The organism is Stenotrophomonas nitritireducens (genome assembly GCF_050984405.1).
Lineage (GTDB): Bacteria > Pseudomonadota > Gammaproteobacteria > Xanthomonadales > Xanthomonadaceae > Stenotrophomonas > Stenotrophomonas nitritireducens_B.
Genome location: NZ_CP158790.1, coordinates 645,644 through 662,461, shown reverse-complemented (window position 1 = coordinate 662,461; position 16,818 = coordinate 645,644). Strand labels below are relative to the sequence as shown.

10 protein-coding genes are annotated in these 16,818 nt (G+C 69.4%); 6 read left to right on the top strand and 4 right to left on the bottom strand.

Annotation, left to right across the window (positions count from 1 at the left end; translation table 11 throughout):
* Window positions 1-455 precede the first annotated feature (455 nt).
* Together ABTV91_RS02750 and ABTV91_RS02745 are read right to left on the bottom strand one after the other, a co-directional pair.
* Window positions 456-4,253, bottom strand: a complete 3,798-nt coding sequence (locus ABTV91_RS02750) for a LamG-like jellyroll fold domain-containing protein (RefSeq protein WP_433853114.1) — start codon at window positions 4,251-4,253, stop codon at window positions 456-458.
* Window positions 4,254-4,391: 138 nt separating this feature from the next.
* Window positions 4,392-7,190: a TonB-dependent receptor gene (locus ABTV91_RS02745; protein WP_433853113.1), complete on the bottom strand. Its 2,799-nt coding sequence runs from the start codon at window positions 7,188-7,190 to the stop codon at window positions 4,392-4,394.
* A 273-nt stretch (window positions 7,191-7,463) separates the two neighbouring features.
* On the opposite strand from ABTV91_RS02745, the gene ABTV91_RS02740 reads away from it, so the two are divergent.
* From ABTV91_RS02740 to adhP, 3 genes are all read left to right on the top strand, one after another.
* On the top strand, window positions 7,464-8,486 hold the full coding sequence (locus ABTV91_RS02740) for a sugar kinase (RefSeq protein ID WP_433853112.1): 1,023 nt from the start codon (window positions 7,464-7,466) through the stop codon (window positions 8,484-8,486).
* Window positions 8,473-9,111, top strand: coding sequence for a bifunctional 4-hydroxy-2-oxoglutarate aldolase/2-dehydro-3-deoxy-phosphogluconate aldolase (gene eda / locus ABTV91_RS02735; protein WP_433853111.1), 639 nt, complete (start codon window positions 8,473-8,475; stop codon window positions 9,109-9,111). The genes ABTV91_RS02740 and eda overlap by 14 nt, the downstream gene beginning before the upstream one ends.
* Before the next feature lie 103 nt (window positions 9,112-9,214).
* Window positions 9,215-10,243, top strand: coding sequence for an alcohol dehydrogenase AdhP (gene adhP, locus ABTV91_RS02730; protein ID WP_433853110.1), 1,029 nt, complete (start codon window positions 9,215-9,217; stop codon window positions 10,241-10,243).
* A 66-nt stretch (window positions 10,244-10,309) separates the two neighbouring features.
* Here adhP and ABTV91_RS02725 read toward each other — a convergent pair whose 3' ends face one another.
* Window positions 10,310-12,388 (bottom strand): TonB-dependent receptor family protein, encoded by a 2,079-nt coding sequence (locus tag ABTV91_RS02725; RefSeq protein ID WP_433854104.1) that lies wholly within the window; start codon window positions 12,386-12,388, stop codon window positions 10,310-10,312.
* A gap of 208 nt (window positions 12,389-12,596) precedes the next feature.
* On the opposite strand from ABTV91_RS02725, the gene ABTV91_RS02720 reads away from it, so the two are divergent.
* The 3 genes from ABTV91_RS02720 (at window position 12,597) to ABTV91_RS02710 (ending at window position 15,605) form a co-directional block, all read left to right on the top strand.
* On the top strand, window positions 12,597-13,799 hold the full coding sequence (locus ABTV91_RS02720; RefSeq protein ID WP_433853109.1) for an aromatic amino acid transaminase: 1,203 nt from the start codon (window positions 12,597-12,599) through the stop codon (window positions 13,797-13,799).
* Window positions 13,800-14,054: 255 nt separating this feature from the next.
* A complete protein-coding gene (locus ABTV91_RS02715; protein WP_433853108.1) occupies window positions 14,055-15,068 on the top strand; it encodes a class 1 fructose-bisphosphatase in 1,014 nt (337 codons plus the stop codon).
* A 111-nt stretch (window positions 15,069-15,179) separates the two neighbouring features.
* Window positions 15,180-15,605 carry a nuclear transport factor 2 family protein gene (locus tag ABTV91_RS02710; protein ID WP_433853107.1) on the top strand — a complete coding sequence of 142 codons (426 nt, stop codon included), beginning with the start codon at window positions 15,180-15,182 and terminating at the stop codon, window positions 15,603-15,605.
* Between the two features lie 19 nt (window positions 15,606-15,624).
* Here ABTV91_RS02710 and ABTV91_RS02705 read toward each other — a convergent pair whose 3' ends face one another.
* The gene (locus ABTV91_RS02705; RefSeq protein WP_433853106.1) at window positions 15,625-16,716 is read right to left on the bottom strand and encodes a PA0069 family radical SAM protein; all 1,092 of its coding nucleotides are present in this window, start codon (window positions 16,714-16,716) and stop codon (window positions 15,625-15,627) included.
* Window positions 16,717-16,818 lie beyond the last annotated feature (102 nt).

Here is a 16,818-nt window from a genome sequence, read left to right as displayed (position 1 = left end):
GCAAGCCCGGCACCTACGAGGAGCGTCCGTTCCGGAAACGGGCACAAGGATCGGCATGGCGCGAAAGCCGGGAGGCGCAGCCGACATCCGCGCGTAGATGCGGGGCTCACCCTCCATGAGGCTCGCCTGGTGATGCCCGTGCCGGGCAAGCCCGGCACCTACGAGGAGCGTCCGTTCCGGAAGCGGGCACGAGGATTGATACGGCGCGAAAGCCGGAAGGCGCAATCGACACCCGCGCGTGGATGCGGGGCTCGCCCCGCATGAGGCTCGCCTGGTAATGCCCGTGCCGGGCAAGCCCGGCATCCACGATACGGCACGCGGTATTGAGCAGCCGCCAGTTGCGCCATCGTCATGCGCAGTGGCGGATGAAGCCCGCCTGCGCCCTCATCCGACTCTTCGGGGCACCTTCTCCCGGAGGGAGAAGGAACATCGGGCGTTGCCCGCTGATCCACCGCTTACCGCAGCGGCAGACGGTTGTTGAGCAGCGTCACTTCCTCCGCGTCGCCTTCCTGCAGCACCCGCACGCTGGCACCGTTGCGGTCGAATCCTGCCGGCAACGCGAGTTCCACCATCGTCGTGCGCGGCTGCAGGTCCAGCGGCGCTTCCAGTGCGGGAATCGCGGCGCGCGCCACTTCGCGGCCGCGCGCGTCCTCGATCAGCGCATGGCCGGGCCGGGTGGCGACATGGCCGAGGCTGTGCACGGTCAGCCGCACGCGCCCGTCCGCGACCTGCAGGTCGCCGCGGCCGATGCCGAGGTCGGCGCGGGTTTCCACCGGCGTGCCCGCTGCGATGCGTTCGAACTCGAACACCTGCGCCTGCTTCGGCGCGAAGCGCAGCGTGGTCGCGGCGCTGCGCTCCAGCGCCACCTCGCGCACCTGCGCCTTGCCATCGATCCTGTCGTCGCCATCGCGGTCGATGCCGCTGGTGATGCGCCAAGTGCCGGCGGCGATGTTCCAGCCGGTCATCGCCGCTTCCAGCGGTTTGTCGCCCAGGTTCCAGGCGATCACCTTGAAGCGCTCGCGCGAAGGCGCGTGCACCAGCAGCGCGACCTGCTCGGCGGCGCCGGGCTGGGCGAAGCGCCAGCTCACGGTGTGGCCGGGCCAGCTCTGGTTGCGCTTGAGCGCGATGCCGCCCAGGCGCAGGCGCTGCAGGAATTCGCTCGGCGCCTCGACGCGGTCGCTCCACCAGTGGCCCTCGGTGTTCATGTACTCGCGCTGCGCCTTGGCCTGGATGCCCTCTGCGTGGAGCGCTTCGAGGTACTTCCGGTCGCCGGTCAGCTGCCACGCGGTGACCGCGGCAAAGCCGGTATCGCCCTTGTCGGCATTGGCGATCAGCTGCCGGCCCCAATCCGACTGGCGGCCGAGCACGTCGATGACGTTCTCGCCCAGGTTGGACAGCGCACCGGGACCGCCGCGCAGCACGCGGTAATCCAGCGCCTTCAGGTACCTGTCGTCGCCGCTCCAGCGCCACGCGGCCCAGAACGTGTGCATGACATCGCCGCCGCCCGAGCCCTGGTTCAGTTCGCCGCCGCGGGTCCTGCCGGTGGCCCAGTTGATCTCGTTCGGCAGCACCCAGCGGCCCTTGTCGTCGGCGTAGGCATGGGCGAGATAGCTGTCGGCCAGCCCGGTGACGAGCGCGCGGCCGGTGGGATCGGCGTTGTATTCGCCCATCAGGAACGCCGGGTGCAGCACCGGGAACGAGTACGGCTTCTGCCACTGCCAGTTCGGCTCGCGGTAGACCTTGTTGCCGCCGAACCAGTTGCTGGAGAACAGCAGGTGGCCCTGCGGGTTGCGCAGCACGATGCGTTCGTCGAAGGCGCGCACCGTTTCCATCAGCCGCTCGACGGTCAACGGGTCGCCCCAGTTGAGGTAGAGCATGGCGCTGTTGGCGTTGATGCCTTCCTCATAGGCGTGCAGTTCGTCGGTCTCGATGGTGCTCAGGCCGTTGGCGAACATGCCGTTCTTGTACACCGCGTCCGAGAGCGCGGTCAGCGAGGCGTTGAGGCGATCGGGCTCCACGCCCATCAGCGCCAGCCCCGGCCATTGCTGGGTCAGGTCGGTGTCGTCGGAAATGCCGCCGCCGAAATCGCCGTATTCGACCTGGCGGTTGTCGATCCACCAGTCGACGAAGCGGCGCACGCGCTTGAGGTCTTCCACCTGCCGGAACGCCCACAGCGGCACGTCCTTGGGCGGCTGCGGCTGCTGGAACGGTACCCGGCCCTGGCTGTTGTAGCTGATGTAGTTCCAGTACAGCCGGCCCAGCGCGTGCTCCGGGTCCACGCGCAGCAGGTCGCTGAGGTCGGCGTAGACGCGCGCGTACAGGCGCTGGCGCTTGGAGGTGGTGTGTTCCTCGACCAGGAAGCCCCAGTTGTCGCGCACCTGGTTGAAGCGGTCGGCGACATGTTCCCTGAGCGCTTCCGCGCGGTCCTTGAACACCAGCCGCACCTCGCCGCCGTCGAGGGAGGCGGCGTTGAAGCCGGGCGCGGCCGAGGCGATGGAAATCCACAGGCTGTCGGCGGTGAGCAGGCGGTCGCGCAGGTCCAGCCACAGCGTGCGCTTTTCGCCCGGCCGCACCGAGACCGATACGTCGATCATGTCGCGCGCCGGCCAGATCGGGTCCTTGATGCGGATGTTCAGCGGGATTACGCCGCCGTCGTGCGTGGCGGGCAGGTCCAGCGCCGGTAGGTCGATGGCGACGCCGTCCAGGCCGTCGTGCATGTTCTCCCAGCTGTAGGCCCAGCTGCGGATCAGCGGCTGCGCCGCCGGTGCATCGCCGACACCGGACGGCACCAGCACGTGCACGATGGGCCGCGGGTGCGCGGGCAGCGACCCAGGCGCACGCGTGCGCGAGCCGGCGCCGTTGGGCAGCGCCATCACCACGCTGCGTTCGTCCGGCGCGAAACGGCCATCGATGTAGCCGCGCAGCGCGGCGATGTTGGTGTAGTCCGGCAGTACGCTGCTGTCGATCAGGTAGCGCTGCTTGACCGTGCCCCGCGGCTCGGCGGCGTCGCTTACGTGGTAGCCCCAGATTTCCTGGATCGGCGTTTCCTGCGCGGCGTTGCTGAAGCGCAGCGCGCCGCCGGTCTGCGCGGCGAAATCATTCACGCTGCGGACCACGCCCCTCGGCCGGGTGAACAGGGTGCCGGCATCGCCGTCGAGCGTGCCGAAAGCGGCGCCGCGGATCTCGATGCGGTTGATCCGCTCACCGGCAGGCACGGTGAGATCGAGGCGTTGCCCGCCTTCGACATAGGTGTTCCAGTCCGGCAGCTGGAAATAGTCGTTGCGGCCGGGCAGGCGCGAGCGGTTGTAGACGCCGGGCCAGGTGGTCTCGGCGATGCCGTCGGTGCCCTTCCACATCCATTGCTTCTTGTCCTTGACGTCGGCGAACTCGACCTTGCGGATCGCCGTCACCCCCGTATCCAGTACCGGCGGCGGCGCGCCCTCCCAGCCGTAACGGTGCCACCAGGCGCGCTGCGAGGCGGTCACGGCTTCACCTGCACTCGGTTCCGCATTGCGCGCCAGTGCCGCCACGTCGGCGGCATCGAGCATGCGGTCGTAGACGCGGATCTCGTCGAGGTCGCTGCCGCGCAGGAAGTTGTAGCGGCTCTGCACCTGGTAGGGTGCCATCACCCGGCCGGCCAGGCCGAGCTGGTCGAGCGCGGCGTCGTAGTCGCCGGTGGTGTCGACGCGCGCCACTTCGCGGCCGTCGAGGAACAGGCGCACGCCCTTGTCCTCGTCCCAGGCAAAGGCGATGTGCTGCCATTGCTCGGGCGACGGGTTCTTTTCCAGCTGGAAGGAAACGCGGGTACGTGCGAGGTTGGCGTCGGTGACGAAGGCGTCGAAACCGTGGCCGTTCCAGTCGACGCGCAGCCAGGTCATGTCCCAGCTGCTGTGGTCGGCGTAGCCGACGCGGAAGATCACGAACGGCGCCTCACCCACCGCGTAGCGCGAACGCCAGAAGAAGGACAGGGTGCCGCGTTCGGCGCGGATGTTGCCCGGCGCATTCCACGACAACACGCCGTCGTCTTCCCAGCGGATCGCGCGGCCGTGCGCGCCATCATCGACCAGGCTCACCTTGTCCTGGAAGTTGGGCACGGCGTCGCCCTGCGCCCGGTCGGCGACGAAGCCCTGGTCGGCCGATACGCGGAACAGCAGCTGCGCCGGGGAAGAAAGCGCCGCCGCCGGGAGAGCGGACGACAGCGCGGAAACCAGCAGCAGGGTACGCAACAGCGGGCGGGTGGAACGTGGTGACATCGGGCATCTCTTGGAAGCGCGCGGGCGGTTGCCTGCGCCGCGCGCGGTGGGCCAAGTTAGCGACGCCGACGCGCCATCACATCCTGCGTCGCACCATCGGTGGACCCTCCCGGCATCGCGCCGGGAGGGCATCACGCATCAGAACCTGTAGCGCAGGCCCAGCGTGTAGGTGCGCCCGGTCTGGCTGTACTCCAGCGGCAGCGACACCGACGGGTTGGCCACCCACGATTCCTGCGCCTCGTTGGTCAGGTTGGCGCCTTCCAGGCTGAGTTCCAGCTGGTCGCTGATGCGGTAGTGGATCGACGCATCGAGGATGGTGGTGCCGCTCTGGCCGTGCACGCCGCTGGCTTCGCTGTTGAAGCCCGCCTCGGTGCCGGGCACCTGGATCAGGTAGTCGTTGCGGTTGGTGGCCGAAACGCGACCGGAGAAGCTGGTGCCTTCATAGAACAGCGTGGCGTTCCACGAGTTCTTGGACTGCCCGGTCATCGCCGCCTTCTGCGCGGCCGCGCCGGAAGACAGCAGGTACTGGATGTCCGAATCCACGTAGGTGTAGTTCAGCTGCGTGCCGAGATTGCTCCACTTGCCCGGCAGGAAGGTAAACGGCTGCACGTAGTTCAGCTCCACGCCCTGCAGCTTGCCGCCCGGGGTGTTGATCGGCACGGTGAAGGTGAACTCGTCGCTGGGGCTGGCGTTGAGGTTGTCCAGCAGGCTGGCCGGCAGGCCGCTGTCGGCGTAGACGCGGGTTTCGCGGGTGTTCTGGATGTAGCTGCCGATGTCCTTGTAGAACAGGGTCGCGCCAAGCATGGCGCCTTCATCGAAGTACCACTCGAAGCCCAGGTCGTAGCTCTTGGCGCGCACCGGGTCGAGCATCGGGTTGCCGCCGCTGACCGTCCTGGCGCTGCCGCTGACGTTGACCGTCACGCCGGGAGTCAGGCTGCCCAGGCCCGGACGCGACATCACCTTGGCCGCGGCGAAGCGCACCAGGAAGTCCGGGGTGATCTCGGCCACCACGTTCAGCGACGGCAGGGTGTCGTTGTATTCGCGGGTCACGGTGGCAGGCACCGGCGTGCCGCTGGCGGTGGCGACGCCGGAAGAAGTCTGCTTGGTACGAACGTGGCGCACGCCGAAGTTGCCGTACACCGGGATCGAGCCGATCTCGGTGGAGAACTTGCCCATCAGCCAGCCGCTGCGGTCCTGCTCCTCCACGCCGCGCATGCTGGCGGCGTAGTCGCTCAGCGCGTAGATGCCTTCGCCGCTCAGGACGCCGAACATGTTGGCGATGGCGTCGAAGTTCGGCACCACCCACTTGCCCGGCGAACCGGCCAGGCCGCTGAGGCCAGCCTGCTCGGTCATGTCGACCGGAACGATCTTGTTGCCGGTGCTGAAATCAGGCAGCGAGGCCGCGGCGGATTCGTTCGCGGTACGACGGCGTTCCATCGAATCGAAGCTGTAGTTCTTGGCCTGCACGCCGCCGCTCAGGGTGAACGACGGGCCGATGACCCAGGAAAAGTCCAGCTCGCCGTTGTGGAACTCGTTGGTCACGTAGTTCTGGCGCAGGCGGATGGTGGACAGCGTCCAGCCGTTCGGATCGGTCGGGCTGACGCCGTAATTGAACACCGGCTTGTTGGCGTTGCCCCGGTAGTCGTAGCTGTAGCCCTGGACATTGAGCTTGTCCATCATGATGGTCGCCTGGACCGGGTTGTCGTGCTTGGACCTGGAGGTGCCGACCCTGCCGCTGAGGGTGAAGTCGTCGGTCAGCCTGTGCTCGCCATCAAGGCTGACCTGGTAGAAATCCGTGCTCCACTCGTCGTGGCGGTTCTCGGCGCGGATGTCCACGTTGTCCATCTTTGCGTAGACCAGGGCGCCGTTCTCGATCACGCCGTCCCTGACCACGATCTGGGCCTTGCCGTCGTTGCCGGTCTTGCTCAGGCCGTTGGCCTCGATGTACTTCTCGTCGCGCTGGGCATCGATCTTCGAATAGAGCATGTCCAGGCTGAAGGTGGTGCGGTCGCTGGGCTTGAACTGCAGCGAGCCGGTCACGCCCAGGCGCTTCTGGTCGTGTTCCATCAACGTGTAGCGCGGGAAGCGCGGCGTGTAAACCTGGTCGCTGCACACGCCCGGGAACGGAGCAGTGCCGGTGCTGCAACCCGCAAAACCGACGCCCTTCGGATTGGCCGCATTGGTGGGCGTGTTGGCCAGTGCATTGGCCCAACGTACCGTGCCGGTGCCTTCCTCCACGGTCTCGCGCTCGGAATACGCCACCGACAGCAGCGCGCCGACCTTGCCGTCGGCCCAGCTGTTGGCGATCAGGCCGGCGAAGCGCGGCATGGCCGCCTGCGAGGCGTCGTTGTAGGCGGTCTGCACGTTGGTCACGAGGGTGAAGCCGTCGTAGTCGAACGGCCGCGCGGTGCGCAGGTCGACGGTGGCGCCGAGCGAACCTTCCTCCACATCGGCCGAGGCGGTCTTGCGCGCGATCAGCTGCGAGAACAGGTCCGAGGCGAACACGTTGAAGTCGAAGCCGCGGCTGCGGTTGGTGCCGCCCTGGCCGTCGCTGCTGCCGACGGTGCTCAGCGCCTCCATGCCGTTGATGCGCACGCGGGTGAAATCCGGGCCCAGGCCGCGCACGGTGATCTGGCGGCCCTCGCCGCCGTCGCGGGTGATGACCACGCCGGGAATGCGCTGCAACGATTCGGCCAGGTTGCTGTCCGGGAACTTGCCGATGTCCTCGGCGACGATGGCGTCGACCATGCCGGCCTCGCCGCGCTTGATGTCCAGCGCCTTCTCGACGCTGGCGCGGTAGCCGGTGACGGTCACGGTGTCCAGTTCGGTGGCGGCGCCCGCGTCCTGGGCCGAGGCCGCGCCGGCCTGCAGGGCCAGCGCGATCGACAGCGCGAGCAAGGTAACCGGTGTCTTTTTCTGCTTGCTGTGTGGATACATGTGTTTCCCCCTCTCCAAAGGTTTACATGCGAAGCGGCTGTTCCTGTAGTGCCAAAGGCATATGACACCGCTGGTCAAAACTGAAAGTAGCAGGAGCACCGGAAGGGAGCATCTTGCACTGCAACAGGCAGGGAAACCGCCGCAAGCCCTTGTCTTTGGGACATTACGGCGCCGGTGCCGACAGGGACAACGGGACAATTCCCGGATATGACACCGATGGTCAAACTATCGTGCCATCATTCCCCGCACGCATAGACCGCGACAGGAGTCCCGATGAGTTCCCCCCGTGTTGTCTGTTTCGGCGAGCTGCTGCTGCGGCTCGGCGCCCCCGGCCACCAGTTGCTGCTGCAGAGCCCGGCGCTGGAGGTGCATTGCGGCGGCGCCGAGGCCAATGTCGGCGTGTCGCTGGCGCACTTCGGCCACGACGTGGCGATGGTCGGCGTGGTCGCCGACAACCCGCTGGGCGCCGCGGTGACCGGCGAGCTGCGCCGGCACGGCGTGGACACCGGCCGGGTGCGTCGCGGCGAGGGCCGCATGGGCCTGTACTTCCTGACCACCGGCGCCGGCCACCGGCCCAGCGAGGTGGTCTACGACCGCGCCGATTCGGCCTTCGCCAACGCACGCGCCGACAGCTATGACTGGCCGGCGCTGCTGCGCGGCGCGCAGTGGCTGCACCTGTCCGGCGTCAGCCCCGCGCTGGGTGCCGAGGCGGCGCAGGCGACGCTGGCGGCCGCGCGCGCGGCCAACGCGGCGGGCATCAAGGTGTCCTTCGACGGCAATTTCCGCCCGAAGCTGTGGGAACGCTGGGGCGGCGACGCCCGGGCGATCCTGCGCGAGCTGTTCGACTGCGCGCACATCGTGTTCGCCGACCACCGCGACATCGGCGTGGTGCTGGGCGGCGAGTTCCCGCAGGCCGACGCGCAGGCGCGCGTGGATGCAGCCGCGGCGATGGCGTTCGCCGCCTTCCCGCGCCTGCAGTACATGGCCTGCACCCAGCGCACGGCGCACAGCGTCGGCCATCACTCGCTCGGCGCGATGCTGCTCGGCCGCGACGGCACCCGCGCGGTGGCGCCGGCGCAGGAGCTGACCGGCATCGTCGACCGCATCGGCGGCGGCGACGCCTTCGCCGCCGGCGTGCTGCACGGCCTGCTCGAAGGCTTCGACGCCGACGCCACGGTCCGCTTCGGCCTGGCCGCCGGCTGCCTGAAGCATTCCATTCCCGGCGATTTCAACCCGGTCGGCGTGGCCGACGTGATGGCCCTGGTGGGCGAAGGAAGGTTCGATGTCAGGCGCTGATCCGCGCGTGCGCGCCGTGCTCAAGCTGGCGCCGGTGATCCCGGTGTTCACTCCCGGCGACATCGACGAGGCCGTGCAGGTGGCGCAGGCGCTGTTCCGCGGCGGCCTGCCGGTGATCGAAGTGACGCTGCGCACGCCCACCGCGATGGAGGCGATCAAGGCGATGGTCGAGGCCGCGCCCGAGGCGGTGATCGGCGCCGGCACCGTGCTCGACGCGCGGCAGATGGAGCAGGTCAAAGCCGTGGGCGGTCGCTTCGCGGTATCGCCGGGCGCCACCGACCGGCTCTACGCCGCCGCGCGCGACACCGACCTGCCGTTCCTGCCGGGCGTGGCGACTTCGTCGGAACTGATGCGCGGGCTGGAGCAGGGCCTGGATACGTTCAAGTTCTTCCCGGCGGTGCAGGCCGGCGGCGCGGCGATGCTGGCGGCGTGGAACGGCCCGTTCGGCGACGTGCGTTTCTGCCCGACCGGCGGCATCGGCGCGCAGACCGCCGCGCAGTTCCTGCACCTGCCCAACGTGCTGTGCGTCGGCGGCTCCTGGCTCACCACGCGCGAGCGGCTGGCGGCGCGCGACTGGGCCGGCATCGAGCGGCTGGCACGGGAAGCGGCGGTGCTGGCGGGCTGACCGGCGTCGGGTGGTTTCCCGGCGCGTCCAGGGCGTGATCACGATCAATGCGCTGCGGTGTGGGTGGCGCCAGAGTAGGCGCACCCCCTGACGGAGATTGCGCATGGACAGGACGATGAAGGCCGCGGTGGTGCGGGCATTCGGCCAACCGCTGGTCATCGAAGAGGTGCCGGTACCGCGGCCGGGAGCCGGCGACATCCTGGTGAAGATCGAGGCCTGCGGTGTCTGCCACACCGACCTGCATGCCGCCGAGGGCGACTGGCCGGTCAAGCCCGAGCCCCCGTTCATTCCCGGCCACGAGGGCGTGGGCCATGTGGTCGCGGTGGGCGAAGGCGTCTGCCATGTAAAGGAAGGCGACCGCGTCGGCATCCCTTGGCTGTATTCGGCCTGCGGCCATTGCGAGCACTGCCTGGGCGGCTGGGAAACGCTGTGCGAAAGCCAGCGCAACACCGGCTACTCGGTCAACGGCGGATTCGCCCAGTACGCACTGGCCAACGCGGACTACGTCGGCCATCTGCCGAAGAACCTGGGCTTCGTCGAGGTCGCTCCGGTGCTGTGCGCCGGCGTCACCGTCTACAAGGGCCTGAAGGTCACCGACGCCAAGCCGGGCGACTGGGTGGCGATCTCCGGCATCGGCGGCCTCGGCCACATGGCCGTGCAGTATGCGCGGGCGATGGGCATGAACGTCGCAGCAGTGGACGTGGATGAGGACAAGCTCGCCCTGGCGCGGCGGCTGGGCGCGGCGGTCACCGTCAATGCCCGCACCACGGACCCGGCGGCGTTCCTGAAGAAGGAGATCGGCGGCGCCCACGGCGCACTGGTGACCGCGGTATCGCCCAAGGCATTCGAGCAGGCGCTGGGCATGGTCCGGCGCGGCGGCACGGTGTCGCTCAACGGCCTGCCGCCCGGCGATTTCCCGCTGGATATCTTCGGCATGGTACTCAACGGCATCACCGTGCGCGGCTCCATCGTCGGGACCCGCCTGGACCTGCAGGAATCGCTGCAGTTCGCCGCCGACGGCAAGGTCGCCGCGACGGTCGGCACCGATACGCTGGACAACATCAACGCGGTGTTCGCGCGCATGCGCGCCGGCCAGATCGAAGGGCGCGTCGTGCTGGACATGAACGCCTGACCCCCGTGCATGACCGCCGCCGCCCGCATCCCCTCCCGCGGGCGCGGCGGCCGTGCCATCTCCGCCTCAGCGCGGTCCCCACTGCCATTCCAGGCCCAGCGTCCAGCCACGGCCCGGGCCGGGTTCGTAGTAGCGCTGGTTGCCGTCGTTGACGATGACCGAGCCGACATGGCGCCGGTCCAGCAGGTTGTCCACGCGCGCGAACACGCGCAGCGGGCCGCGCGCGGTGGGCCATTGCCGGGCAGCTTCCAGGTGCAGCAGCGCGTGGCCCGCCGCGCGCGCATTGCCCAGGTCGTTGGCGGGAGTGGCGCCTGCGGCCACGGTTTCCACCACCAGTTGCCACGGTCCGGGTTGCCAGCGCCAGCGCGCGTGGAGCTGCTGGCGCGGCACGCCCGGCAGCGCGGTGCCGGCCGCCACCGGGTTGCGCGGCACGGTGCAGGGCGCGGGCAGGCCGGTGCAGGTGAGGTAGCCCTCGCGCAGCGTGGCCTGCAGCCAGGTCCAAGCCAGCTGCAGCTGCTGGGTTTCGCCGATGGGCTGCCACCAGCCCAGCTCCACGCCCTGGCGGCGCGTGGCGCCGATGGTGCGGTAGCTGCTGCGGCCGCCGCTGTTGCTGGCCACCGCCAGCTCGTCGTCGGTGTCGGCGCGGAACAGCGCCAGTTCCAGCCGCGCGCCGGCCTGGCTGCGCCACTTGGCGCCGAGTTCGTAGTTGCGGCTGGTGGCCGGGGACAGGTCCAGCGCCAACCCGGCGCCGCCATCGGCGCGGTAGCCCAGCTCGTTGAAGGTCGGCGTCTCGAAGCCGCGCCCGGCCGAGGCGTACAGGCGCAGGTCCTCGCCGGCGCGGAACATCAGCCCGGCCACGGGCGTGGTGGCGGTGTAGTCGCGGCGGCCGCTGTCGTCGGGATTGCCGGCGGCGATGTAATGGTCGTCGGAACGGAACCGTACCCGGCTGTGGCGCGCCCCGGCCAGCAGCGACCAGCGCGGGCCGAGCCGCCACCAGGCCTGCGCGAACTGGTCTACGTTGCCGACGCGGTCGCGCTGGTCGCGGCGCAGCCGGCCCCTGGTGCCCAGCACATCGCCGACGAAGTTCTCGTAGCCGGTGCGGTGCTGGCGCTGGCCGTCGGCGTTGGCGCCGATCACCAGTTCCAGCGGCCGGCCGGCGAGGGTGCCATGCCAGGCCCAGCGCGCGTCCACCCCGCCGTAAGCGCCGTCCAGGTCGATCACCCCGCCCGAATGCAGCGGGCTGGCCTGCGCCGCCGGCGGGATCGCCAGGAACTGCTCCACCGTGCGCTGCCCGGCATAGGCCATCACGCGCCAGGTCTGGTGCGCGCGTTCCAGCGTATACACCGCGCCGGCCTGGGCCTGCCGCACCGATTTGCGGGTGTCGTACTGGTGGGCGACGGCGGTGGCCTGGCGCGGATCGGCACGTACCTGGTAGGCGGTCAGGCCCAGCGGGTCCTGCGCGTTCGGGGCGTCGAGCACGTTGAACAGCAGGTCCAGGCGCTGTCCCGGCGCGAGGTCGAAACCGAGCCGTGCGTTGAGCGATTCCCGCCGCGCCGCGCTGTGTTCGCGCCAGCCATCGGTACGGTAATCGCTGGCGGCGATGTTGTAGTGCATCGCCCCGGTTTGGCCCCTGAGCTGCAGGCCCAGGCTGCGGCTGCTGTCGCTGCCGATGCTGGCGCGCAGCCGCCACGGATCGCCCGCCTGGCCGTCGGCGCTCCACAGCTGCACCACGCCGCCGGAGGAATTGCCGTACAGCGCCGAGAACGGGCCGCGCAGCACCTCGATGCGTTCGGCGCCAAGCAGGTTGAAGTGCGACAGCTGGCCCTGGCCGTCGGGCATCGTCGCCGGCACGCCGTCGACCAGCAGCCGCACGCCGCGCACGCCAAAGGTGGAACGCGCGCCGAAGCCGCGGATCGACAGCTGCGTGTCCTGCGCCAGGTTCTGCCGCTCGCGCGCCAGCAGGCCGGGCACGCCGCCCAGCGCTTCGGATACCAGCGCGCCGTGGCCGTTGGCGTCCTCGTCCACGCCGATGCTGGTCACCGATGCGGGGAGGTCGAAATCGTCCACCGCATGTACGCGCGCGGCCTGTACCTGCACGGCGTCCAGCGTGGGCGCCGGGCCGGCCAGCACCACCGCCGGCGCCATCAGCACCCATCCCGTCCACAACGGCAACCGCCCGCTTCGCTCCATGCCGGCATCATCGCCGATCGCCGGCCGGCGCTGTGCCGCGCACCGACGGTTCCGCCTGAAACCCTGCGGCCAAGGCCTCCCGGCCCTGTTACGATGGGGCGGTTTGACCGCGCTGCGCGGTCGTCCCGAACTTCCCCCTCCCGCCACCGTGACGAGTACCGCCGTGTCCTTCTTTGCAAACGTGGAACAGGTTCCTGGCGACCCGATCCTGGGTCTGACCGAGGCTTACAACGCCGACCCGCGCCCGACCAAGGTCAACCTTGGCGTCGGCATCTATTACGACGAAGACGGCCGCATCCCGCTGCTGCGCGCCGTGCATCTGATCGAACAGCAGCTCGCCGCCGAGGCCAAGCCGCGCGGTTACCTGCCGATCGACGGCCTGCCGGCCTACACCCAGGCCACGCAGAAGCTGGTGTTCGGCGAAGGTTCGGACCTGATCGCCGCCGGCCGCGTCGCCACCTCGCAGACCATCGGCGGCAGCGGCGCGCTGCGCGTGGGCGCGGACCTGCTGCACAAGCTGCTGCCGCACGCCACCGTCGCCATCAGCAACCCGAGCTGGGAAAACCACCGCGCCGTGTTCGGCGCCGCCGGCTTCGACGTCGTCGATTACACCTATTTCGACAACGCCAGCCACGGCCTGGATTTCGCCGGCATGATCGCCGACCTGCAGAAGCTGCAGCCGGGCACCGTGGTGCTGCTGCACGCCTGCTGCCACAACCCGACCGGCGCCGACCTGGACACCGCGCAGTGGCAGCAGGTCGCCGCGCTGCTCAAGGACCGCCAGCTGTTCCCCTTCATCGACATGGCCTACCAGGGCTTCGACAAGGGCATCGAGCAGGACGGCCAGGCCGTGCGCATCATCGCCGAGGCCGGCATCGACAGCTTCATCGTCGCCAATTCGTACTCCAAGTCGTTCTCGCTGTACGGCGAGCGCGTCGGCGCGCTGTCGGTGGTGGGCCCGGATGCGACCTCGACCAAGGCCGTACAGTCGCAGGTCAAGCGCATCATCCGCACCATCTATTCCAGCCCGTCCACCCACGGCGCCGCACTGGTGGCCGGCGTGCTGGGCAGCGCCGAGCTGCGCGGCATGTGGGGCGCCGAGCTGACCGAAATGCGCGAGCGCATCCACGCCCTGCGCGCCGGCATGGTGCAGAAGCTGGCCGCCCTGGGCGCGCCTGAGTTCGGCTTCATCCAGCAGCAGGCCGGCATGTTCTCCTACTCGGGCCTGAGCAAGGCGCAGGTGGACCGGCTGCGCGACGAGTACGGCATCTACGCCGTGGGCACCGGCCGCATCTGCGTGGCCGCGCTGAGCCAGAAGAACCTGGACTACGTGGCCAAGGCCGTCTACGACGTCAGCCGCGGCTGATCCGGCCACGGCGCCGCAACGGAAAAGCCCGGGACCTCCCGGGCTTTTCCGTATCCGCCCGCCACATTCTCCGTAGGAGCGACTTCAGTCGCGAAGGGATTTTGCCGGTAGAGCCCGTCGCGACTGAAGTCGTTCCTACAAGGAACGGCTGCGTGGTCGCCATGTCCGCACCAGGACAAACGTTGGCCTGAGTTCGCAAATATCCGGACAACCCGCGACAATAGCGCTCCTTTTGTCTGAAGGTAGCTCCCGACCATGTCCCGCACGTCGCTGACCCGCTTCCTGATCGAAGAACAGCATGCCCGGCGCATCAATGCCGACCTGCGCCAGCTGGTGGCGGTGGTGGCGCGCGCCTGCACCAGCATCTCGATCGCAGTGAGCAAGGGCGCGCTGGGCGGCGTGCTCGGCGATGCCGGCACCGGCAACGTGCAGGGCGAGGCGCAGAAGAAGCTGGACGTGATCTCCAATGAGATCCTGCTCGAGGCCAACGCCTGGGGCGGCCACCTGGCCGCCTGCGCGTCGGAGGAAATGGACCACAGCCAGCCGGTGCCGTCGGAATACCCGCACGGCGACTTCCTGCTGCTGTTCGATCCGCTGGACGGCAGCTCCAACATCGACGTGAACGTGTCGGTGGGCACCATCTTCTCGGTGCTGCGCGCGCCAGCCGGCGTGGACAAGCCCGGCGACGAGCACTTCCTGCAGCCGGGCGTGCAGCAGGTCGCGGCCGGCTACTGCATCTACGGGCCGAGCACGATGCTGGTGCTCAGCGTCGGCCACGGCACCCATGCCTTCACCCTGGACCGCGAGACCGGCGAGTTCGTGCTGACCCAGCGCGGCATGCAGGTGCCGGCCGACACGAAGGAATTCGCCATCAACATGTCCAACCAGCGCCACTGGGAAGCGCCGATGCAGGGCTATGTGGCCGACCTGCTGGCCGGCCGCGAGGGCGTGCGCGGCAAGGACTTCAACATGCGCTGGATCGCCTCGATGGTGGCCGACGTGCACCGCATCCTCACCCGCGGCGGCATCTTCATCTACCCGTGGGACAGGAAGGACCCGTCCAAGGCCGGCAAGCTGCGGCTGATGTACGAAGCCAATCCGATGTCGATGCTGATCGAGCAGGCAGGCGGCGCGGCCACCGACGGGCGCCGGCGCATCCTCGACATCCAGCCCGACCAGCTGCACCAGCGCGTGCCGGTGTTCCTCGGCTCGCGCAACGAAGTGGCCGAAGCCACCCGCTACCATCAGGAACACGACGCGCAGGCCTGAGCCGGCGTCCCCATGCGGGGCCCCGCCACAGGCGCGCAGGCCCCGCCATGCGGCACTACCCAGCCGCGCCGGTTGCGGCCATCATCGGCGCGGTTTCCCTGGGACATGCCGATGCGCGCACTGATCGCCCCGCTGCTGCTGTTTCCGCTCCTGGCCTGGGCGCAGACGCCCACGCTCGAGCAGGCCGACACCGACTGGAACCGCCTGCGCCTGCAGGGCGACGCACCGGGATTGGCACCGCTGTTGGCCGAGGACTGGCTGCTCACCCATTCCGACGGCCGCGTGCAGCGCAAGGCCGACTACCTGCAGGAGCTGGCCACGCGCCAGCGCCGCAATACCCGGATCGACAACGAGGACGTGCAGGTGCGCCGCTACGGCGATACCGCCGTGATCACCGGCACCAGCGTGCAGGCCGCGGTCAGCAACGGCCAGCCATGGGAAGGACGCTTCCGCTTCACCCGCGTGTGGGTGCTGCGCGACGGGCGCTGGCAGATGGTGGCTTCGCACTCGTCGCGGTTGGCCGAAGCCCGCTCCTGACGGCCGGCGCCACGACCGTTCAGAACAGCTCGCCCTGCGGCGAGGCTTTCTTGGGCGGGGCCGGCGGCACGAAACGGCTGCAGTCCAGCCACGGCCACTGCTCGCGCGAGGCATTGAAGCCCAGGCGCTTGCTGGCCAGCGCGAAACGCCGCGCCAGCAGCTGCGCGTAGACGCCTTCGCCGCGCATGCGCTTGCCGAACTGGCTGTCGTAATCCTTGCCGCCGCGCAGCTGGTTGATGGTGCTCATCACGTGTTCGGCCCGCTGCGGGTGGTGCGCCTGCAGCCATTCGCGGAACAGCGGCGCCACTTCGTAGGGCAGACGCAGCAGCACGTAGCCGGCGCTGCGCGCGCCGGCATCGCGCGCGGCTTCCAGCACCGCTTCCAGTTCGGCGTCGTTGATCCACGGGATCACCGGCGCCACCATCACGCCCACCGGGATTCCCGCCTCGTGCAGGCGCCGCATCGCCCGCAGCCGCGCATGCGGCGCGGAGGCGCGCGGTTCCAGCTTCGCCGACAGGTGCGGGTCCAGCGAGGTCACCGAGAAGTGCACGCTGACCAGGCGCTGTTCCGCCAGCGGCGCCAGCAGGTCGATGTCGCGTTCGACCAGCGCGTTCTTGGTGATCAGCGAGAACGGGTGGCGGGTTTCCAGCATCACCTCGATCAGCTGGCGGGTGATGCCCAGCCTGCGCTCGACCGGCTGGTAGGCGTCGGTATTGATGCCCAGCGCGATCGGCTTCACCACGTAGCCGGGTTTGGCCAGTTCCCTGCGCAGCAGCTCGGCGGCATTGGTCTTGGCGAAGATCTTGGTCTCGAAGTCCAGCCCCGGCGACAGGTTCAGGTAGGCGTGGGTCGGCCGCGCGAAGCAGTACGAGCAGCCATGCTCGCAGCCGCGGTACGGGTTCACCGACTGGTCGAAGCCCACGTCCGGGGAGCTGTTGCGGCTGATGATGCTGCGCGCGACTTCCACGCGCACGTCGGTGCGCAGGCGCGGCGAGGCGAATTCCTCGGCCTCGTCGGCCGTCCAGCCGTCGTCGACGGTATCGGTGGTGGTGGTTTCGAAGCGGCCGGGCAGGTGGCTGGCGGCACCGCGGCCCTTGATCGGAGTCGGCATCATCGCGCTACGCTAGCGCGGGCACGTCGCACCTGCAGCGACGCGGCGTTCATGCACGTGTACGCGGCGTGGCCCGTCGCGCGCCGCACACCGGCCATGGCT